Genomic DNA, 21098 nt, shown 5'->3' with positions numbered 1-21098 from the left:
CACTGGGCAAGGTGTGTAGACTTCGTCTTTATTCGCATTTCAATGGAATGGAACACTTTGAACCCATCGGTAATGAAAGGGTTTTTCTTCTCCCTCAGCCTGTTGCTGCTCTGGGCAGCGAGCGTTTCGGCTTGGGCCATGGAGCCTGCACAGCTGCGGGTTCGCACGCCGGTGTTGGCGCCCAAAGTGGCGTTTGATCCTGACACACGCGCCTGGCTCGACACCAAACCCACGGTCCGGGTGGCCTTTTGGGGGTCGGCGCAGCCGCCACTGTCTGAGGGCTATGAGCCTGATGTATTCGAGGGGGTGGCTGCTGATGTATTGGGGTTGTTGCAGCAGACCATGGACGTGCATGTCGAGATGCAACGATACGGCAGCCGGGACGAGGCATCACAAGCCCTGGCGGGGGGCGACGTGGACATGCTGGGGCTCAATGACGTTACGTTGACAACTACTGGAGGGGTCCCCAGTTCACCTTATCTGTTGAATCGACAGGTTATCGTCCGCCGCGCCAACGAGTCTCAAACCGCTGACGCTGATATTTCCAGGGGACGTTTGACCTACTTTGGCATTAATACTCTGAAGGAGTCGCAATTACGCCAGCAGTATCCTGGCAGTACTCTGGTGCCGTTCACCAACCATTTGAACGCTATGGCTGCTCTGGCGTACGGCCAAATCGATGCCGTGCGTACAAATGCGATTACTGCCGAGTACTTGATCTCGCGCTTCTACCGTAATGAGTTGGTGATTGCTGGCAATGCTGTGGCTCCGAACATCGCCGACATCAATTTTTCGGTCAGTGTGCATGCACCTCAACTACTGAGCGCAATCAACCAGACGCTGGCGGCCATTCCGGTGGCGGGCATGTTGCGGATTACTTCGCGCTGGGGGTTAAGCAACAACTTCGTTATCGCTCATACGTCCCTGAACCTCAGCCCTCAGCAAAAAGCTTGGATCAGCGCTCACCCCACCGCCAAGGTAATGGTGGCGGGATCCTACGCGCCGCTCACGTTTTTTGATGAGCGAGATCGCCTGCAAGGTCTCACCGCTGACTTGCTGAGGCTGATTACCCGCCGTACCGGGCTTGAGTTCGAACTGGTGCGTAGTAAGGGGATCGGCGATATGGTCGAACGGCTGGAACACCATCAGGCTGATTTGATTGCAGCCGTGAGCATTGGTGATTTCCGCCTTTCCCGCGATCAGTACACGCGGCCCTATCTGATCAGCCCGTTCGTAGTCGTCACCCGGCGATCGCAGGCTGACATCCGCAGCCTTGACGAACTCAATGGGTTGAAGTTGGCAATGCCTATGGGCAACCCCATGTCGACGTGGGTTGAAGAAAAGTACCCAGGGATCACTCTGGTGCCGGTGGAAAGCGCAACTCGTGGCCTGGAGATGTTGATGGCCGGTGAGGTCGATGGCAGTGTCCAGACTCAATTTGGCGCCAACTATTTCATTAACTATCACTTCCAGCAGGACTTACACATTGCCGCAGTATTCGGACCTGTTCCTGCCGCAGTTGCGATGGCGGTAGATCAGGATCAGACGGTACTTAAAGACATTATCAATCAAACGCTTCTGGAAATTTCCCCGGAGGAGCTCCAAGAAATAACAGTGCGCTGGAGTAGTTACGTGGTGCCAGCTGTCGCCAGTCCTTGGAGCACCTACAAAGACACGGTGTATATGGTCATCGCCGGCGCCGCGCTGTTTGCGCTGGTGTTTTTGATCTGGAACTACTTTTTGCGCGTGCAGATCAACCAGCGCAAAAAGGCCGAGCAGGCCCTTGGCGACCAGCTGGAATTTACCCGCACCTTGATCGACGGTGCGCCGGTTGCGCTGTACGTGCGGGACGAAGAAGGGCGGCTGGTGCAATGTAACCGGGCTTACCTGGACTTCTTGCAAACCAGCGCAGACGAAGTGGTCGGCAAGACCTTGCTGGAAAGTGATCACGTCAGCCCGCACCTGATTACGCGGTATCACCAGTTTTACCTGGACATTCTCAAAGAGGGCCAGCCGACCTTTGGCGACTTGGAGGTGCAGGTCAAAGGTGAGTCTTTTCAGCTGTACCACTGGGTACTGCCATTCCATAACAGCGCCGGGCGTTATGTCGGCTTGATCGGCGGCTGGCTGGACATTACCGAGCGGGCGCACCTGACCGAGCAACTGCGCCTGGCGACCGAAACGGCGGTGGAGGCCAGCCGTTCCAAGTCGGTGTTCCTGGCGAGCATGAGCCATGAGATCCGCACGCCCATCAGCGCTTTGATTGGCCTGATTGAAATGCTGCGTTTACGCGGTGGTACACCCGCGCAGAGGGAAGAAAACCTGGAGGTTGCGCACCAATCGGCACAGTCATTGTTGTCGCTGATCGGCGACATTCTGGATTTGTCGAAGATCGAGGCCGGGGCGATGAAACCGTCGCCAAGGCCGACTCACCTGGTTGAGTTGATGCAGTCGCTGCACACGCTATTTGCCACCAACGCCCGCAAAAAACAGCTGGATTACACGCTGTCGACTCAGGTCACTCACCACGGCGTGATGATTGATGCGCTGATGCTCAACCAGATCGTTTCGAACCTGCTGAGCAACGCGATCAAGTTCACCGGGCAGGGCAGTGTCCAGCTGTTATTGCGTGAGTTGCCGGATGCGCGCAACGCAGGGTATGGCCGTTTTGCAATTCAGGTCAGTGACACCGGCGCGGGGCTGACGACTATGCAGCAGCATGAGATTTTCGAGCCGTTCGTGCAGGCCGACCCGGGCGAACACCGTGCCAGGGGCACTGGCCTGGGGCTGAGTATTTGCGTCAGCCTGGCGCGTTTGCTTGAGGCGCAATTGAGCGTCGACAGCCAGCCAGGGCTAGGCTCGCGCTTTACCTTGGTGTTTGAAGCGCCACTCGCCGAAATCGCTGAAGACCAAGCGCTGCAAACGGCTCAGATGCCTTCCGGCCACCGCTTGAAAATCCTTGTGGTGGAAGACCATGCACCGAACCGCCTGCTGCTCTGCCAACAACTGGAATACCTGGGCCACGACGCCGTGCCTTGCGATGACGGCGAATCGGCACTGGCCCTCTGGGAGCAGGCGAGCCCGCTGTTCGACCTGACCATTACCGACTGCGGCCTGCCGGGCATGGACGGCTACGAGCTGACCCGGCGCATGCGCGACTGGGAACAGGGCATGGCACAGCGCGCCCACCCGATTTTTGGCCTGACCGCCAACGCACAGTCCGAAGTGGTGGAGCGCTGCCTCGCGGCCGGCATGAACCGCTGCCTGTTCAAACCCATCGGTATTGAAGCGCTGGCACCCTTGATTGGCGACGTGGCGCAACAAAGTGAGCGCCGCGCACTGGCGGCTGCCAGCAATAAGGGTGGCGAATTGGAGAAAATCCGCCTGCTCAGTCCTGAGTCCTATGGGCCGCTGGTGGAGGAGATCCTCAAGACCCATCGCCAGGACGCGCTTGAACTGACCCGATTGTTGGCGCTGGGCGACGTCGCAGGCCTGGGCAAACTGGCCCACAAAATCCGCGGCGGCGCGTACCTGACCGGGGACGCTGAATTGAGCGCGGCCTGCGGCGCGCTTGAAAGTGCAGCGCAGGCAGGTTCGCTGCCAACGTGTTACCCGGCGGCCGAGACCCTCCAGGCCCGCCTCCAGGCACTCGAAGAGCGCCTGTTAAGCTGACTTCAGCACTTCGCAGGATGCAGCTGCAAACGATGGAGGTAGGCCTTTTTCAGGTATTCAAGGCTAGTTCTGGTTCAGCTCCACTTTTATGGTCACCCGTCGGTTTGGTGCATAACACGCGACTTGTTCTTCAGGGGTGCCATAGCAGGTGCTCACCACCGGCTCGCGGTTGCCGGCGCTTTCGGTGCTGATCAGTGTTTGTGCAATACCTGCGTCTACCAGCATTTCGCTAACGGTGTCGGCCCGTTGGTGACCGAGCATTTCGTTGCGCGCAGCATTGCCCATCGGGTCGGTGTGGCCGGTGATGACGATATGCTTGATCTGCGCCTGGTCCTTGCGCAACGCTTCGAGCAGTTGGCGAATAGCCTCATGGCCAGTGCCGGAGATGTACTGGCGTGATGTCTGCCCCGGTGCAAATTGCACGTCCTTTTTCAGGCCGTACTGCTTGGTTGGGCCGCTGTTTTTCAAGAACGCGTAATGACGGCAAGCCTCCACACTGTCGACTCTGGACAGGACGTGCACCTGCGCGCGGGTGCTGTTCAGCTCGGGTGTGGCTTCTTCGCGGCTGACCGGTTGCGGGAAGGTGCTGCCGTCTTCGCGCACACGCAGGAAGTAGGTTTGGCCAGCGTGCAGATTAGCCTGGTAAAGGTCATTTTTCTTGCCCTGATACGCAGGCGCGTCGTCCAGGTAAGCGCCCAGCGTGTGTGTGCCCGGTGCCACGCAAAAACGTGTGTACCCGCCCGGCAGCAAGCCGGTATGAAACTGGCGGTCGACGTACACATGCGCAGCGCCCTGGCGCTGCACACTCAACACGGGGCGGTAATAGATAACCTGTGCCTGGTCGACGGCCACTGGTGCGGCCTCTTGATACGCGGTGTAGAACGCTTTGCCCGTGCCGTTGTTGGCACTGGCTGCAACGGGCATGTGGGTCCACAGCAGAAGGGAACCGAGCACTGCGACGGCGGGGAAAGATGAGTGATTCAAAGTCATGAGGTGTGCGCCATGGGCACCGATTCTGCGGCACCTGAAAGGGATCAAGAGTGGATAAATCAGCAGGCCTAAAATCGCTCTGCTGCCTTGAACCTATTCTGCGCAAAGGCTTTTGGCGGCTCTATGAGACCCGTCTCATAAGCCCGTAAATAAAGGCTTTAAGCAGTTTTCAAGACGAAAAAAAACCGGCGTAGATGGCTACGCCGGTCTGCTGCAAAATGAAGGGGCTTACGGCAGTAAGTCGACCCTTACGACGACACGACGGTCCGGTGCATAACAAGCAACTTGCTCGGCGCGCGAGCCTTGGCAATCGCTGCTGACCGGTTCACTCGAACCTGCGCTGCTGGCGTCGATGTGGGTGGCGGCAAGGCCACCGTCGAGCAATACGCGGCGTACCGTTTGGGCACGCTTGAGGCCCAACGCGTGGTTGGCCGCAGGTTTGCCGATGGCGTCGGTGTGACCGATCACCTCAATTTGCTCAAGCGTGGCGTGTTCGCTGCGCAGTTGGCCGATCAGGTCACGAATGGCTTTACGCCCCGAGACCGAGATATCGGCATAGCCGGATTTGCCAAAGGCAAACAGCACGTCACCGGACAGTGAATAGTCCTTGTACGACGCTGCAGCGGGCATGCGTTGGTAGTCACAGGCGACCACGTGGGAAGCGCGGGAAAGTGCATGCACCTGCTGGTGCGTTGCCGCCAGTTCGATTTCGGCCTGGGCACGCGGTACGGCCTGGGGGCTCGTGTTGGCGCCTTCGCTGACTTTCAGGAAGTAGGTCATGCCACCGGTCAATTGAGCGCTGTAAACATCGGTGCTCTTGCCTTTGTACTGCGGTGCATCGTTGAGGTAGGCACCGAGGGTGTGCTGGCCCGGTGTGACGCAAAATGCGCTGTAACCACCCGGCAGCAACGCGCTTTGAAACTCGCGGTCGACGTAGACATGCGCGGCACCGGCCTGAACATTGGCAGCCGGTGCGCGGTAATACACCACTTGCGCCTGACCGCTGGAAACCGGCGCCACCGGGGTGTACTGACTGCCGAACGCTTTGGGAGAAGCGCCCTCAGCCATAACCGAAGGCGCGCTGCACAGGGCCACGCTCAACAGCGCGACATGGAAGATCGTAGTGTGTTTAAACATGCTTATGACTCCACCACGGACACCGACCGGTGCCCGGGGTTTTGAAAAAAGGGGAGAGGGCGGCACTCGGGTGCCGCCCCTCGTTCAGGCTTACACCAGGTTGGTTTGCACGCCTTGCTGCACCAGCAGCTCGGCATCCAGCGAGTCGTGGCGATACACCTCGTACACCACGCCCCCCACGGTCACCTGGCCAGAGTTGGCCCAGTTGCCTGGGTCGGTGCCGTCGACCAGCAGGTCATCAAGGTTGACCTTATCGCCGGCGTTGCCCTTGACCATCATTTGCACGTTGTCGTCTTCAGTGAACAATGAAGTGCCACCTTGTTCCAGCACATCACTCAACGAAAGGTTCAAGGTGTTGTTGCCGGTGCCGGTGAGGTCAATTACCTCTACAGAGGAGATCTTTTCACCGAGCTTGGTCAGGTCGAGAACCTGATCCTTACCGGTCAGTTTAAGGGTGTCGACACCGCCTTCGGCATGTATCCCGGAGCCGGATGCAGACAGTGAGCCGACGTCGGCGACTGAAAATACGTTGTCTGATTCAGTACCGTAATGTTCGCCGGCGCCGACAATTGTGGCATTAGTGGGCTGAGGCTCTATTCCGGTGGGCACGTCGAATTTGAAGTTGTCAAATTGGACACCAGCGTTTGCTACCTCTACATCGAACTCTATACTTGCGATATACACCCCAGGAGGTGCTGTAAATTGGATGTTTTTGATGGCCATATAAACCATCGGTAGTTCTACCGAAGCAATGATATTCCCATCCAGGCCTATGTAATGCGCCACGTTTGCAGGGAAATTGGACCAACTGAGGTCGAACGAAACGCTCGAGATCGGATGATCAAGCTTCAGAGTAATATGATTTGGTCCTGCTTCGTCACGCCCGACCCAAAGCCCACTGGAGTGGGGGCCTTGCGGGGCGCGGATAGAGTTTATGATTGACGAGCCTGAGTTATTGATTAGCGTGAAGCCTTGGAAGCTCATTTCGGTGCCAACGGGTATGTTCACCGTTCTAGCCAAGGTGTCAAACGTCTCTGTTGTTTTGTGCGCCGCGTAACGAACATCCGAAGCGTTGCCAACCGCGTCAACCAAGAACGCGTCTGCGACGCCGGTGACGGTAGTAGGAACTTTCACCATCACAGATCCACTATCGATCTCGCCCTGAGTGAGTAAATGGCTGAACTGCTGGCTGCCGACAGTGACAAAAAGCGTGTCACCTTCATTCGCTTCAGTGCCTGCCAAACCGACGGTTACAGTATCTCCAGAGCGTTCTATAGCGCTGGGTGCCTGCGGGGCGGTGGTATCCAAAGTAACGTTTTCGGTGTTTACAACGCCGAGGTTACCGGCATTATCCACCACCCGCGTCTGGATTTCCCAATCCGCCGTGTGGCTGTTGTTATCTATAAAGCTCCAGCTATCCAGGCCGTTAAGGATCGCATCCAGCCAGGTTTTGCCACCATCCGTCGATACTTGGACCTTTTCGTCAGACGCAAGAGCTGCGGTCAAAGAGCCATTGATCAAGCGCCCAGCTGATCCGTCATTGGTCAGGAAGTCAGTGTGGTTGGCGCCGCTATCTTTGCTCATACTGTCGACGGTCGCCTTGGCCACCGGCGCCGTGGTGTCGATATTCACCGGGTACGGATCGGACTCGTCACTGGCATTGCCGGCAGGATCCGTCACGATAACGGTGAAGTCATGTTTACCGTCGTTCAGCGGCGGGTTGGGGGTGAACTCCCAGCTACCGTCATCCTTGACCGGCGCGGTGCCGATGATGGTGCCGTTATCCTTGATGATCACCGTATCGCCCGGCTCTTGACCGCTACCGACAAGCGTCGGGGTACTGTCGTCAGTCGTACCGTCTTTGCCTACCGGGTCCTGGATAATACCAACGTCATCTTTCACTTCGTCGATAACTGGTTTGCCGGGTGCAGTTGTGTCGATTTCGATGTCGAAATTGCCCGTCGGCAGGCTTTCACCACCAGCAGCGGTAACCACCGTGGCGGTAAAGCTGTGGTCGCCTTCGGCTAGCGCGGTTTTCGGGGTGTATGTCCACTTGCCGCTGGCGTCCGAGGTGACGCTGTCCAGCAACACTCCGTTGTCGTAGATATTCACCTGCGAGTTCGCCGTGGCCTGACCGCTGAGGGTCGGCGTGGTGTCATCAGTGACGCCACCGTTTTTCAGCGGGCCAGTAACGGTGCCTTCGTTATCGAATACCTGGGTGATGCTGATCTCGACCATGCTGGTGTCAACCGTGAACTCGGTTTCGACGCTTTTCGGACTTTGGTTGCCTGCCGCATCTTCAACGATGGTGCTGAAGCTATGATCACCGTCAGCCAGCGGGGTAGTAGGAGTGAAACTCCAGCTGCCATCTTTTTCAACAGGCGCGCGGCCTATCTCTACGCCCTTGTCGTAGACGATCACTGTGGTGCCCGGCTCAGCTGTCCCGCTGGCAGTCGGGGTGTTGTCGTCGGTGATGTCCTTGTCGTGGATCGTGCCGATAAGCGGGCCGACGTCATCGGTCAGGGTTTCGGCGGACGCAGCCGGTGGCGTGGTATCGAGGATGATCGGATACGCACCGGTTTCCGGACTCACATTGCCGGCCGCGTTGATGGTAGTAGCGGTGATGTTGTTGAGGTTTTCGTGCAGGTCGCTGGTCAGTGGAACGCTCCACTGGCCGGTGCTGCCAACGATGCCGGTACCTACCAGAATGCCATCGGAGTATACGTTGACGGTAGTGCCTGCCTCACCGGTACCGGAGATGGTCGGGCGCTTGTCATCGGTGACGCCGCCAGGGGAAATATTTCCGGTCTTGTCGCCGAAGTCGTCCATGGCACCGGTAATGGCCGGCGCTGCTGGCACGCCACCCGCAATGAGGTTGAATTCGAACGGGTCGGATTCCTCGCTGACGTTACCGGCCTTGTCTTCTGCTTTGGCCGACAGGTCATGCGGGCCGTTGGTCAAAGGCAACGTGGGCGTGAACGTCCAGTTACCGCTGTCGTCGGCAGGAGCGCGACCGATTTCAACGCCGTTGTCGTAGATGATCACGGTGCTGCCAGCCTCGGCGGTACCGCTGATCTGCGGCTGGGCATCATCGGTGGTGTCGCCCTGGTTGATGTTGCCGGTCTGGTCGCCCTGGTCATCAAACACGGTGGTGATTTCCGGTTTGCTCGGTGCCTGGGTGTCGATGATGACTTTGTAAGGATCGGATTCTTCGCTGGCGTTGCCGGCCGGGTCGGTGACAATGATGCTGAAATCATGGTCGCCGTCGTTCAGCGGCGGGTTGGGCGTGAACTCCCAGCTGCCGTCATCCTTGACCGGCGCAGTACCGATGACGGTGCCGTTGTCGATGATGGTTACCGTATCGCCTGGCTCCTGGCCACCGCCGCTGAGCGTCGGGGTGGTGTCGTCGGTGGAACCGCCATTGTCAATTGGGCCACGGATCAGGCCGACATTGTCGTCTATCACGTCGATGCCGCCGTTACCCTCGGCACCTGGCTTGCCCGGTGCAGTGGTGTCGATCTCGATGTCGAATTTTCCGGTTGGCAGGCTTTCACCACCCCCGGCGGTGACGACGGTGGCGGTAAAGCTGTGGTCGCCTTCCGGCAACGCGGTGGTTGGGGTGTAGGCCCACTTGCCGTCGGCGTCGGATGTGACGCTGCCCAGCAACACGCCGTTGTCGTAGATATTGACCTGCGAGTTGGCTGTGGCCTGGCCGCTGAGGGTCGGCGTGGTGTCATCGGTGACGCCACCGTTTTTCAGCGGGCCGGTGACGGTACCTTCGTTATCGAATACCTGAGTGAGGCTGATTTCTACTGCGCTGGTGTCGACAGTGAACTCGGTCTCGTCGCTTTTCGGGCTGTGATTGCCCGCTGCATCTTCAACGATGGTACTGAAGCTGTGGTCGCCGTCCTCCAGCGGAGTCGTGGGGGTGAAGCTCCAGCTGCCATCTTCTTTGACGGGCACGCGGCCAATCTCTACGCCTTTGTCGTAGATGATCACGGTAGTGCCAGGCTCAGCGTTGCCGCTGGCCGTCGGGGTGTTGTCGTCGGTGGTGTCCTTGTCGTGGATCGTGCCGAAGATCGGGCCGACATCATCGGTCAGGGTTTCGGCGCTGGCCGCTGGCGGGGTGGTGTCGAGGATGACCGGGTACGCCGCGGTTTCGGGGCTTACATTGCCGACTGCATCGGTGGTGGTAGCGGTGATGTTGTTGATGTCTTCGTGCAGGTCGCTGGTCAGTGGAACGGTCCAGTGGCCATCGCTGCCCACTTTGCCAGTGCCCACCAATACGCCATCGGCATACACCTTGACGGTGCTGCCTGGCTCACCGGTACCCGAGATGGTCGGGCGCTTGTCGTCCGTAACGCCGCCTGGGGAGATATTGCCGGTCTTGTCGCCGAAAGCGTCGAGGGCACCGGTGATGGCCGGCGCAGTCGGAGCGCCACCCGCCAGCAGGTCAAAGTCAAACGGATTGGACGGCTCGCTGACGTTGCCGGCCGGGTCCTGAGCCTTTGCAGACAGCTCATGTGGGCCGTTGCTCAGCGGGAGCTCGGGGGTGAATGTCCAGTTGCCGCTGGCGTCGACAGGTGCACGGCCAATTTCAACGCCGTTGTCGTAGATGATTACGGTACTGCCAGCTTCCGCGGTACCAGTGATGTCCGGCTTGGCATCATCGGTGAGTTCACCGGGTGCAAGGTTGCCGGTGTGGTCGCCCTGATCATCGTACACGCTCGTGATTGCAGGGGCAGCAGGTGCCTGGGTGTCGATGATGACGGTGTACGGGTCGGACTCTTCGCTGGCGTTGCCAGCCGGGTCGGTCACGATGATGCTGAAATCGTGATCGCCATCAGGCAGCGCTGGGTCGGGAGTGAACTCCCAACTGCCGTCGTCCTTGACCGGAACGGTGCCGATGATGGTGCCGTTGTCTTTGATGATGACTGTGCCACCAGGCTCCTGGCCGCCACCGCTGAGGGTTGGCGTCGGGTCGTCGGTGGAGCCGCCATTTTCAATCGGGCCACGGATCAGGCCGACGTTATCGTCGACTTCGTCGATGCCGCCGTTGCCATCGGCGCCCGGTTTGCCGGGGGCGGTGATGTCGATTTCGAGGTCGAAAACCGGTGTTGGCGCGCTTTCGCCGTTCGCCAGAGTCACGACGGTGGCGGTGAAACCATGCAGACCTTCGGCCAGTGGCGTGTCCGGTGTGAAGGTCCACTTGCCATCGGCGTCGACGGGTGCGCTGCCGATCAGCACGCCGTTGTCGTAGATATTGACCTGAGAATTTGGTGTGGCCTGGCCGCTGAGGGTCGGGGTGGTGTCGTCGGTGACGTCACCCGTTTGCAGCTCATGGAGAATGGTGCCGGCGTCGTCCATGACGTGGTCGATCTTGATCAGCTCGCCACGGGTATCCACGATCAAATCGTAAGGCAGGGACGGCAAGCCACGGTTGCCTGCGGCGTCTACCGCCACCGAAGTAAAGCTGTATTCGCCGTCGGCCAGGGCGGTGGACGGGGTGAATGACCACGTGCCGTCTGCGAGGGCTACGGTGTCGCCGATTTTTTCGCCGTTGGCGAAGACTTCAACGATGGAGCCCGCCTCGGCGGTTCCATTGAGGGTTGGGGTATTGTCGTCAGTAACGCCGTCTTGCGGGATCAGGCCTGTGTGATCACCGAAATCGTCCAGCGCTTCTTTGATCTCAGACTGCGCCGGGGCAGTGGTGTCGACAATGAATTCGAAGCCAGGGGAAGGCTCGCTTTCGTTGCCGGCCGGGTCTTTTTCTACCACGACAATAGTGTGGTCGCCTTCTGCCAGCGGAGTCTCGGGAATGAACTCCCACTTGCCGTCGCCGCCGACCACGACTTCGCCGATGACCTTGTCGCCGTCCTTGATGATCACGGTGTTGCCGGGTGTACCGGTGCCGCTGAAGGTCGGCGTGGTGTCATCGGTGGTATCGCCGTTTTCGATTTTGCCGGTCTTGTCGCCGACGTTGTCTTCGACATCGTCCAGTTTTGGGACAGTCGGCATCAGCAGGTCGTCGTGGTGGCCGCCATCGTCGCGGTTGCTCGCCCAGATTGCACCGGCGGCAGCCAATGCGCCCAGGCCCAGCAGCGCGGGCCAGAACCAGCCAATGCCAGTTGCCGCGACCAGGCCATCAAAACCGCCCAGTTGCTCGGCGCCCAGCACCTGCGGAGCGGACACGCCATCCATGAGGAAGGCCGCTTCGTGATCCTGCTCTGCATCCGAGGCGATGTATTCGTGGTAGGCACCGTCTTCAGCTACGCCAACCAGTTGACCGGCAGCGTCGAAGAAACCTTCGATGATCAGTTGCGGTTGATCCGGGTCGGTGCCTTCCAGCGCAACGTGCAAATCTTTGCCAACGCGCTTGATGGTGATGTTTTCCGGCGCGACACCCTTATCGCCTTCAGCGAGGATGTACTTGCCATTGGCAACGGCCTTAATCCGTACCGGATGACCCTGAGGGTTGGCCCGAAGCTCAGTAGCCTCGGTAATGGTTTTGCCATCAACGACGGCGATATTCACTGCGTTTGTATTCACTCTCATGCCTCATTCGACAGTTGGGTCGATGTGCCGCCAAGGAAAGCCGCACAACCTGATCAGCCAACGCACGTTTTGTGAGTGCATTGGAATGAGTCAAATGTTGAGGGAGCGGAAGGCTAGGAAATATGAGACCTGTCCCAAAGAGGTTATAACTATCAATGATTTTGTCGGGAGTGGCAGTGAAACTGAGTTCGGCCTTCATCAAATAGACCGTCATCAACGATTGATTGGCCGCCAGCAAATCCTGCAAGTGGACCTGCTGTTCCGGCTTTTTCAGGTTCTCTGGATTGCGCAGCAACAGCCATCGAGCTTGCTTTATCACCTTGCGAGCAGGTCTGTCATGGCGTAGCCGATTGGCCTACGTCGACACGGACTCGATCAATTACCTCTCGACCATATTTGGCCGCCGCCCGGCTGCGGCCTTCGCCGATCCACAGCACCCGTCGAGTGTCGGCGTCCAGCACAACGCTGGCGTAGCGATGAGCTTTGAACAGGGCGAATTCATCCATCACCAAGCGTCGCGGTTGCGCCTTCGGCAGAGTGCTCAACGCCGCTTGCAAGGCTCAACGCTCCAGCAACCGAACGGTGTCCCATGCAGCCCAAACATCTGCGCCACATGGAGCGTGGGAAGACGCTCGGCCTGGATAACCGCCTCGGCCAAACGCCGCGTCATGCGCGCATAGCTGTCCAGCTAACTGACGGTCTCCATACATTTACCGCATTCACGACAGCCAACCCGCCTGAGCAAAACGCTGAGGCGCACTGCGCGGCCGAGAATCGGCAAAGCGCGGACGGTTCGCTCGCAATACTCATGAGTGGTTGAACAAGGTTTTTGGCACCCGCCGCAGGACGGGAATCGGATAGCGTGGGGAATCAGATCGATCTGGAGGGCGTCACCATCAGGTTTGATGTTGACGACAGAAAATCCCTCCCAAAACGGAAGGAAAGTATTAATATCACGCATAAGAACGCCGATTTGTTAGATGTGTTTGCTCGCACGAACATCATCAATCAAATCGGCGTTCTTGTTTCTGTGTTTCCCGGGACTTCGTGATGAACCAAAAAAAGCCCGCTTTAGGCGGGCTTTCTTTGGGATGGTCGAGCAATCGGTGAGGATTAGCCGAACCATCTATTCGTGAACCTGCACCTGATCAGAAGTCCAGGTTGGACACCGCCAGGGCGTTGCTCTCGATGAAGTCACGACGAGGCTCGACCGCATCACCCATCAGGGTGTTGAAGATCTGGTCCGCGCCAATGGCGTCTTCGATGGTCACACGCAGCATGCGACGCTGCGCTGGGTCCATGGTGGTTTCCCACAGCTGATCCGGGTTCATTTCGCCCAGACCTTTGTATCGCTGAATGGTGTGACGCTTGGTGCTTTCCGCCATCAACCAGTCCAGGGCTTCCTTGAACTCTTTGACCGCTTTCTTACGCTCGCCACGCTGGATGTAAGCACCGTCGTCCAGCAGGGTGCTCAGTTGCGCGCCGAGGGTGACAACTGTCTTGTAGTCGTTGCTGCCGAAGAAGTCGCGGTTGAAGGTGACGTAGTTCGACAGGCCGTGGGAGATCAGTTCGACCTCTGGCAGCCAGACGTTACGTTCACGGTCTTCACGCAAGCTGGCTTTGTAAACCAAGCCAGACTTTTCAACGGTGCGCAGACGGACTTCGTACTGGGCCAGCCAATCCTGCATGTGCGCATGATCGCCCAGCTGTTCCAGGCTAACGGCAGGCAGGTAGATGAAGTGCTCGGTCAGCTCCTGAGGGTACAGGCGCGACAACCGCTTGAGAGTTTTCATCACCATGCGGAAGTCGTTTACCAGTCGCTCCAACGCTTCACCGGAGATGCCCGGGGCTTCGTCGTTCAAGTGCAGGCTCGCATCTTCCAGGGCCGACTGCGTCATGTACTCTTCCATGGCGTCGTCGTCTTTGATGTATTGCTCTTGCTTGCCCTTTTTGACTTTGTACAACGGCGGCTGGGCGATATAGATGTAGCCACGCTCGATCAGCTCCGGCAATTGACGGAAGAAGAACGTCAACAGCAGGGTACGGATGTGCGAACCGTCGACGTCAGCATCAGTCATGATGATGATGTTGTGGTAGCGCAACTTGTCGATGTTGTACTCATCGCGGCCGATGCCACAGCCCAGGGCGGTGATCAACGTGCCGACTTCCTGAGAGGAAATCATCTTGTCGAAGCGCGCCTTCTCGACGTTGAGGATCTTACCCTTCAACGGCAGGATGGCCTGGGTGCGACGGTTACGACCCTGCTTGGCGGAACCGCCAGCAGAGTCACCTTCCACCAGGTACAGTTCGGAGAGGGCAGGGTCCTTCTCCTGGCAGTCAGCCAGTTTGCCCGGCAGGCCAGCGATATCCAGCGCACCTTTACGGCGGGTCATTTCACGGGCTTTACGCGCCGCTTCACGAGCCCGCGCCGCGTCGATCATCTTGCCGACAACCAGCTTGGCTTCGTTCGGGTTTTCCAGCAGGAAGTCGGAGAAGTACTTGCCCATTTCCTGTTCAACCGCTGTCTTCACTTCGGAAGACACCAGCTTGTCTTTGGTTTGGGAGCTGAACTTCGGATCCGGAACCTTGACCGAGATAATCGCGGTCAAGCCTTCACGTGCATCGTCACCGGTGGTGGCGACTTTGTGCTTCTTCGCCAAGCCTTCCGCTTCGATGTAGGTGTTCAGGTTACGCGTCAGTGCAGAACGGAAACCCACCAGGTGAGTACCGCCATCGCGCTGAGGAATGTTGTTGGTGAAGCACAACAGGTTCTCGTTGAAGCTGTCGTTCCACTGCAGGGCGATTTCCACGGCGATGCCGTCGTCACGCTGAACATTGAAGTGGAAAACCTGGTTGACCGCAGTCTTGTTGGTGTTCAGGTATTCAACGAACGCACGCAAGCCACCTTCGTACTTGAACAGTTCTTCCTTGCCGCTGCGCTCATCCTTGAGGACGATACCCACACCGGAGTTGAGAAAGGACAGCTCACGAATCCGCTTGGCCAGGATGTCCCAGCTGAAGTGGATGTTCTTGAAAGTTTCGTCGGAAGGACGGAAATGAATCTGGGTACCGGTGGTTTCGCTTTCGCCAACGATTTTCATCGGTTCTTGCGGAACGCCGTGAACGTAAGTTTGCTCCCAGATCTTGCCACTGCGACGCACGGTCAGTACCAGTAGTTCGGAGAGGGCGTTCACCACGGAAACACCTACACCGTGCAAACCGCCGGATACTTTATAGGAGTTGTCGTCGAACTTACCGCCGGCGTGGAGCACGGTCATGATGACCTCTGCCGCCGAAACGCCTTCTTCTTTATGCACATCTACCGGAATGCCACGACCGTTGTCGCGCACGGTGATGGATTCGTCCGGGTGGATGATAATGCTGATGTCGTCGCAGTGACCGGCCAAAGCTTCGTCGATCGAGTTATCGACCACCTCGAACACCATGTGGTGCAGACCGCTGCCATCATCGGTATCACCGATGTACATACCGGGACGTTTGCGTACGGCATCTAAACCTTTAAGCACTTTAATGCTGGTCGAGTCGTACGTATTCGTATTTTGTTCGCTCATGCCTTCACTCCCGATGGTCGTGGGTCTGGGTGATACGGCCTTGTTCCACGTGGAACAAAGCGACTGGCGTTTCCGTCTGCCAGCCTTCCCTCAATAATTCGTGGTCTACACAGGTGATAAACACCTGGCAGCGTAAGTCTTCCAACAAGCGGCATAGCGCGCGGCGGTGCTGCTCGTCCAGTTCGGACGGCAAGTCATCCACCAGATAAATACATTGCCCGCGCCGGGCCTGGCTAACCAGATGCCCCTGGGCGATACGCAGAGCACAGACCACCAACTTCTGCTGACCGCGGGACAAGATGTCCGCGGCATTATGTGCGCCCAATCTAAGGCGCAAATCAGCTCGTTGTGGTCCGGCCTGAGTGTGACCAATTTGCTGATCCCGCTGTAGGGAGGTCGCGAGCACTGCACTCAGTTCCCGGTCTTTGTCCCAACCACGGTAGTAACTCAACGTCAGCCCCTCGAGTTCAAGCAACTCGCTCAAGGTCTGTTCAAAGACTGGTTTCAAGGCTTTGATATAGGCGCGGCGGTATTCATCTATTTCAGCACTGGCCAGGCACAGTTCCCGGTCCCACGCTGCTTGCGAAGCGGCGTCAAGTGTACCATGCCGCAGCCATGAGTTCCGCTGCCGCAGGGCCTTCTGCAGGCGCTGCCACGTGGCCATGAAGCGCGGTTCCACGTGGAACACACCCCAATCGAGGAACTGCCGACGAATTTTCGGCGCACCTTCCAGCAAACGGAAGCTGTCCGGGTTGATCAGTTGCAGCGGCAGGATTTCCGCCAGTTGCGCAGCACTGCGAGCATTCTGCCCGTCGATGCGAATTTGAAACTCTCCCTGCCGATCCCGAGATATCCCCAGGCTGCTATGCCCACCTTCTGCTAATTCGACTTGGCCAAACACCGTGCAAGCCAGCTGTTCATACTGAATCACCGGTAACAAGCGGGCACTACGAAAGGAACGGGCGAGCCCCAGCAAGTGAATGGCTTCCAGCACACTGGTTTTGCCACTGCCGTTGGCGCCGTGGAGGATATTGATGCGAGGGGATGGGGAGAAGGTCACCGGGTGCAAATTGCGCACCGCGGTGACCGAGACGCGACTGAGGGACATCTAGCTTCTGCTGAACATGATTACAGGCGCATCGGCATGACAACGTACGCCGAGTCATCGTTGTCGGATTCTTGTACCAGCGCACTGCTGTTGGAGTCGGACAGAATCAGGCGAACCTGTTCGGTGGTCATCACGCCCAATACGTCCAACAGATAGCTGACGTTAAACCCGATTTCCAGGTTGCCACCGTTGTAGTCGACGCCCACTTCTTCTTCCGCTTCTTCCTGCTCCGGGTTATTGGCCTGGATTTTCAGTTGGCCGTTGGCCAATTGCAGGCGAATACCGCGGTACTTCTCGTTGGACAGAATGGCGGTACGGCTGAACGCTTCACGCAGGGCCTGACGATCGCCGATCACCAGCTTGTCGCCGCCTTTAGGCAGAACACGCTCGTAATCCGGGAACTTGCCATCAACCAGCTTGGACGTGAAGGTGAACTCGCCCGTGGTCGCGCGGATGTGGTGCTGGCCCAATACGATACTGACATTGCCGTCCGGCTCGGTCAGCAGACGCGCCAGTTCCAGAATACCTTTACGCGGCACGATGACCTGGTGGCGATCCGGCTGACCGATATCGGCTTTCATCGAGCACATGGCCAGACGGTGACCGTCAGTGGCCACGGCGCGGATAATGCCTTCGGAAACTTCCAGCAGCATGCCATTCAAGTAGTAACGCACGTCCTGCTGGGCCATGGCGAAGCTGGTGCGCTCGATCAAACGGCGCAGACGGCTTTGTTCCAGGCTGCAGGTCAGTGAGCCTGGACCTTCTTCCACGGTTGGGAAGTCGTTGGCCGGCAGAGTCGACAGTGTGAAGCGGCTGCGACCAGCCTTGACCACCAACTTCTGCTCATCAACCTTGATGTCGATCAGTGCGTCATTGGGCAAGCTTTTGCAGATGTCCATCAGCTTGCGCGCCGGCACGGTGATCTCGCCAGGTTCAGCGGGTTCTTCGAGCTGGACACGACCGACCAGCTCGACTTCCAGGTCGGTACCGGTCAAGGACAGTTGCTGGCCTTCGACAACCAGCAATACGTTGGAAAGCACCGGCAAGGTCTGTCGGCGCTCGACGACGCCTGCGACCAGTTGCAGGGGTTTCAACAGGGCTTCGCGTTGAATGGTGAAATGCATGGTCTAGTCCCTTGCCTTAATAAGCTGCGCTGGTGTTCATCAAGTAGTCAGTGTACGCAGCAGGTTCTTGTAGTCCTCGCGAATATCCGCGTCGGATTCCTTAAGTTCGTTGATCTTGCGGCACGCGTGCAAGACCGTGGTGTGGTCGCGACCGCCAAATACATCACCGATTTCCGGCAGGCTGTGGTTGGTCAGCTCTTTGGAGAGCGCCATCGCCACCTGCCGGGGACGGGCTACCGAGCGCGAACGGCGCTTGGACAGCAGGTCGGAAATCTTGATCTTGTAGTACTCGGCCACCGTGCGCTGGATGTTATCCACACTCACCAGCTTGTCTTGCAACGCCAACAGGTCTTTCAGGGACTCGCGGATCAACTCAATGGTGATGTCGCGGCCCATGAAGTGCGAGTGAGCGATGACCCGCTTGAGCGCGCCTTCCAGTTCACGCACGTTGGAACGAATGCGCTGGGCGATGAAAAATGCGGCATCGTGAGGCAGGTCGACTTTAGCCTGGTCGGCCTTCTTCATCAGGATCGCGACCCGGGTTTCCAGCTCCGGCGGCTCTACCGCAACGGTCAGGCCCCAGCCGAAGCGCGACTTCAGGCGCTCTTCCAGGCCTTCGATCTCCTTGGGATAACGGTCACTGGTCAAGATGACCTGTTGGCCACCTTCGAGCAACGCGTTAAACGTGTGGAAAAACTCTTCCTGGGAACGTTCCTTGCGGGCGAAGAATTGAATGTCATCGATCAGCAACGCATCAACGGAACGGTAGAACCGTTTGAACTCGTTGATCGCGTTGAGCTGCAGCGCCTTTACCATGTCGGCCACGAAGCGCTCCGAGTGCAGGTACACGACCTTGGCATTCGGGTTCTTCTTTAATAGATGGTTACCCACAGCGTGCATCAAGTGAGTTTTACCCAAGCCAACACCACCATAAAGGAACAGCGGGTTGTAACCGTGCTTAGGGTTGTCGGCGACCTGCCAGGCAGCCGCACGGGCCAACTGGTTGGATTTACCTTCGACAAAGTTCTCAAAGGTGAACGTGCGGTTCAGGTAACTGGTGTGCTTGAGCGCACCTTCTACCTGGACGGTGCGTTGTTCAGCACGAACCGGAGCCTGTTGGGAGCTGGCGCCTGCCATCGGGTCAAAGCTGTCGCGGGACGGCTCTTGATTTATAGGCGCGTTTTTCTGCGACGAGGATTTCGAAGGCGTCTGGGCAATCGGCGCTGGCGAGTTATTAACAGGTGCCGCTGCAGCTTGAGCCTGGGAGGCACTTGCGGCCAACGGTGCATTCGGCGCAGCACGAGGTGCCGAGCTACGTTTGCTGCCTATTAATAAAGAGAGCACAGGAGCAAGCCCGTTGCCATGTTCATCGAGTAACTCGAGAACGCGACTCAGGTATTTCTCGTTGACCCAGTCGAGAACAAAACGATTGGGTGCGTAGACACGCAACTCGTCGCCTTCGGCTTCGACCTGTAGCGGACGGATCCAGGTGTTGAATTGCTGGGCAGGCAGCTCATCGCGCAAAAGCTCCACGCACTGCTGCCAAAGTTCCACTGACACGGATATCCCCTAAGTTGAAAGCCGGTGAGGCAAAAACAGCCGCCATTGTAGCGGCCAGCCGTCCACTTATCCACATGTAGGTTGCTCACAGGGCGCCAAGAATCAATGCCTTAACCGTAAAAAAGGCGACAAATGGTCTGTGCATAAGCTCTGTGGATAAGCGCCCCTAAGCCCGTTGTACAAGTGGGGTCGAAAGTCTGTGGGTAACTGGCCTGTGGATAAGTAGCCATTCCACACACAGGTTATCCGATAGCGCAGCACAGGCAGAGCACCGTTTCTCCCCCGTGTTGTCATTCTCTGTACACCACGGGGAATATGGCCTAAAGGCAGTTATCCACAGAAGATCGCCTGCCTAGCTTTTATAAGCTTTACAGAAAAGCTTTAAATAACTTCCTTCTTTATTTTTATATCTATGGCATTGCACGTGAAAGCCGAATCGCCTGGATTCGGTCCAGATGCCTCAAGAGATCTAATTGAAGGAAAAGCTGGTTGGAAATTGACCTAGAGGCTTGCTTTCTCTAGAATCGCCGGTCTCTTAAAACGGGGGCCATTCCGGCCCGTTGTGGACGAACCAGGTAACACGCCATGAAACGTACTTTCCAACCAAGCACCATCAAACGCGCCCGTACTCACGGCTTCCGTGCTCGCATGGCCACCAAGAACGGCCGTGCTGTCCTGTCGCGTCGCCGCGCCAAAGGTCGTGCGCGTCTGGCAGTTTGATAATCCGGTACTGGTGGTGAGTCAGGACTTCAGTCGGGAAAAGCGTTTGCTAACCCCCCGGCATTTCAAGGCAGTCTTTGACTCCCCCACCGGCAAGGTTCCGGGGAAAAATCTCCTGCTCCTTGCGCGTAACAACGATCTGGATCACCCCCGTCTCGGGTTGGTGATCGGCAAGAAGAGCGTAAAGCTCTCCGTTGAGCGCAATCGCCTCAAGCGTCTGATGCGCGAATCGTTTCGCCTCCACCAGGACACTCTGGTTGGTTGGGATATTGTTATCGTCGCGCGCAAAGGCTTGGGGGACGTAGAAAACCCCGAATTGATTCAGCATTTCGGCAAGCTCTGGAAACGTTTGGCTCGTACCAACAAGCCAGCACCAGCTGTCAGCACCGAAACTGTAGGGGTAGACAGTACTGATGCGTAAACTGGCCCTCGTTCCGATCCAGTTTTACCGCTATGCCATTAGTCCCCTGATGGCAAACCACTGTCGTTTCTACCCCAGTTGTTCCTGCTACGCGCTGGAAGCCATAGAAAATCATGGCCTTCTGCGCGGTGGCTGGCTGACCTTTCGTCGTTTAGGTCGCTGTCATCCGTGGAATCCCGGTGGTTATGACCCGGTTCCACCTATCCCTACCTCCCGTTCTTCTTCGATGGCCGAGTAAT

General features: G+C 57.8%; 12 protein-coding genes and 1 pseudogene. 4 read left to right on the top strand and 9 right to left on the bottom strand.

Going from position 1 to position 21098, the window contains the following annotated elements:
- The first annotated feature begins 138 nt into the window (after positions 1-138).
- Entirely contained in the window at positions 139-3672 is a 3534-nt protein-coding gene (locus RGV33_RS32730) for a transporter substrate-binding domain-containing protein (RefSeq protein WP_322148580.1), read from the top strand.
- 63 nt (positions 3673-3735) lie between these two features.
- On the opposite strand, the gene RGV33_RS32725 is transcribed toward RGV33_RS32730, so the two are convergent.
- From RGV33_RS32725 to dnaA, 9 genes and pseudogenes are all read right to left on the bottom strand, one after another.
- The gene (locus RGV33_RS32725) at positions 3736-4662 is read right to left on the bottom strand and encodes an OmpA family protein (protein ID WP_322148578.1); all 927 of its coding nucleotides are present in this window, start codon (positions 4660-4662) and stop codon (positions 3736-3738) included.
- Positions 4663-4890: 228 nt separating this feature from the next.
- Positions 4891-5799, bottom strand: coding sequence for an OmpA family protein (locus RGV33_RS32720; RefSeq protein ID WP_322148577.1), 909 nt, complete (start codon positions 5797-5799; stop codon positions 4891-4893).
- A 90-nt stretch (positions 5800-5889) separates the two neighbouring features.
- Positions 5890-12348: an Ig-like domain-containing protein gene (locus RGV33_RS32715; protein WP_322148575.1), complete on the bottom strand. Its 6459-nt coding sequence runs from the start codon at positions 12346-12348 to the stop codon at positions 5890-5892.
- 190 nt (positions 12349-12538) lie between these two features.
- Positions 12539-12944 (bottom strand): annotated as a pseudogene (locus tag RGV33_RS32710) (transposase); the annotation flags it as partial.
- Between the two features lie 98 nt (positions 12945-13042).
- Positions 13043-13315 (bottom strand): transposase family protein, encoded by a 273-nt coding sequence (locus RGV33_RS32705; RefSeq protein WP_322148573.1) that lies wholly within the window; start codon positions 13313-13315, stop codon positions 13043-13045.
- A gap of 187 nt (positions 13316-13502) precedes the next feature.
- Entirely contained in the window at positions 13503-15926 is a 2424-nt protein-coding gene (gyrB, locus tag RGV33_RS32700) for a DNA topoisomerase (ATP-hydrolyzing) subunit B (protein WP_322148572.1), read from the bottom strand.
- Positions 15927-15930: 4 nt separating this feature from the next.
- A complete protein-coding gene (recF, locus tag RGV33_RS32695; RefSeq protein ID WP_003213585.1) occupies positions 15931-17034 on the bottom strand; it encodes a DNA replication/repair protein RecF in 1104 nt (367 codons plus the stop codon).
- Positions 17035-17054: 20 nt separating this feature from the next.
- Positions 17055-18158, bottom strand: a complete 1104-nt coding sequence (dnaN, locus tag RGV33_RS32690; protein ID WP_003213582.1) for a DNA polymerase III subunit beta — start codon at positions 18156-18158, stop codon at positions 17055-17057.
- A gap of 39 nt (positions 18159-18197) precedes the next feature.
- Positions 18198-19718, bottom strand: coding sequence for a chromosomal replication initiator protein DnaA (dnaA, locus tag RGV33_RS32685; protein ID WP_322148571.1), 1521 nt, complete (start codon positions 19716-19718; stop codon positions 18198-18200).
- A 585-nt stretch (positions 19719-20303) separates the two neighbouring features.
- Here dnaA and rpmH point away from each other — a divergent pair.
- From rpmH to yidD, 3 genes are read left to right on the top strand one after another with little or no spacing between them, the layout of a single operon-like run.
- Entirely contained in the window at positions 20304-20438 is a 135-nt protein-coding gene (rpmH, locus tag RGV33_RS32680; RefSeq protein ID WP_003213577.1) for a 50S ribosomal protein L34, read from the top strand.
- A gap of 16 nt (positions 20439-20454) precedes the next feature.
- Positions 20455-20859 (top strand): ribonuclease P protein component, encoded by a 405-nt coding sequence (gene rnpA / locus RGV33_RS32675; RefSeq protein WP_053128141.1) that lies wholly within the window; start codon positions 20455-20457, stop codon positions 20857-20859.
- Positions 20852-21097: a membrane protein insertion efficiency factor YidD gene (yidD, locus tag RGV33_RS32670; RefSeq protein WP_003213574.1), complete on the top strand. Its 246-nt coding sequence runs from the start codon at positions 20852-20854 to the stop codon at positions 21095-21097. The genes rnpA and yidD overlap by 8 nt, the downstream gene beginning before the upstream one ends.
- The last annotated feature ends 1 nt before the right edge of the window (position 21098 follow it).

It is taken from the genome of Pseudomonas sp. Bout1 (assembly GCF_034314165.1).
Classification (GTDB): Bacteria; Pseudomonadota; Gammaproteobacteria; order Pseudomonadales; family Pseudomonadaceae; genus Aquipseudomonas.
This window is presented reverse-complemented; position numbering and strand designations above follow the sequence as displayed.

What these genes read in the sequence shown, in the direction of transcription:
- RGV33_RS32730 (WP_322148580.1), top strand. Translation starts at nt 139, where the DNA reads ATGGAGCCTGCACAGCTGCGGGTTCGCACGCCGGTGTTGGCGCCCAAA.
- RGV33_RS32725 (WP_322148578.1), bottom strand. Translation starts at nt 4,662, where the DNA reads ATGACTTTGAATCACTCATCTTTCCCCGCCGTCGCAGTGCTCGGTTCC.
- RGV33_RS32720 (WP_322148577.1), bottom strand. Translation starts at nt 5,799, where the DNA reads ATGTTTAAACACACTACGATCTTCCATGTCGCGCTGTTGAGCGTGGCC.
- RGV33_RS32705 (WP_322148573.1), bottom strand. Translation starts at nt 13,315, where the DNA reads ATGCGTGATATTAATACTTTCCTTCCGTTTTGGGAGGGATTTTCTGTC.
- gyrB (WP_322148572.1), bottom strand. Translation starts at nt 15,926, where the DNA reads ATGAGCGAACAAAATACGAATACGTACGACTCGACCAGCATTAAAGTG.
- recF (WP_003213585.1), bottom strand. Translation starts at nt 17,034, where the DNA reads ATGTCCCTCAGTCGCGTCTCGGTCACCGCGGTGCGCAATTTGCACCCG.
- dnaN (WP_003213582.1), bottom strand. Translation starts at nt 18,158, where the DNA reads ATGCATTTCACCATTCAACGCGAAGCCCTGTTGAAACCCCTGCAACTG.
- rpmH (WP_003213577.1), top strand. Translation starts at nt 20,304, where the DNA reads ATGAAACGTACTTTCCAACCAAGCACCATCAAACGCGCCCGTACTCAC.
- yidD (WP_003213574.1), top strand. Translation starts at nt 20,852, where the DNA reads ATGCGTAAACTGGCCCTCGTTCCGATCCAGTTTTACCGCTATGCCATT.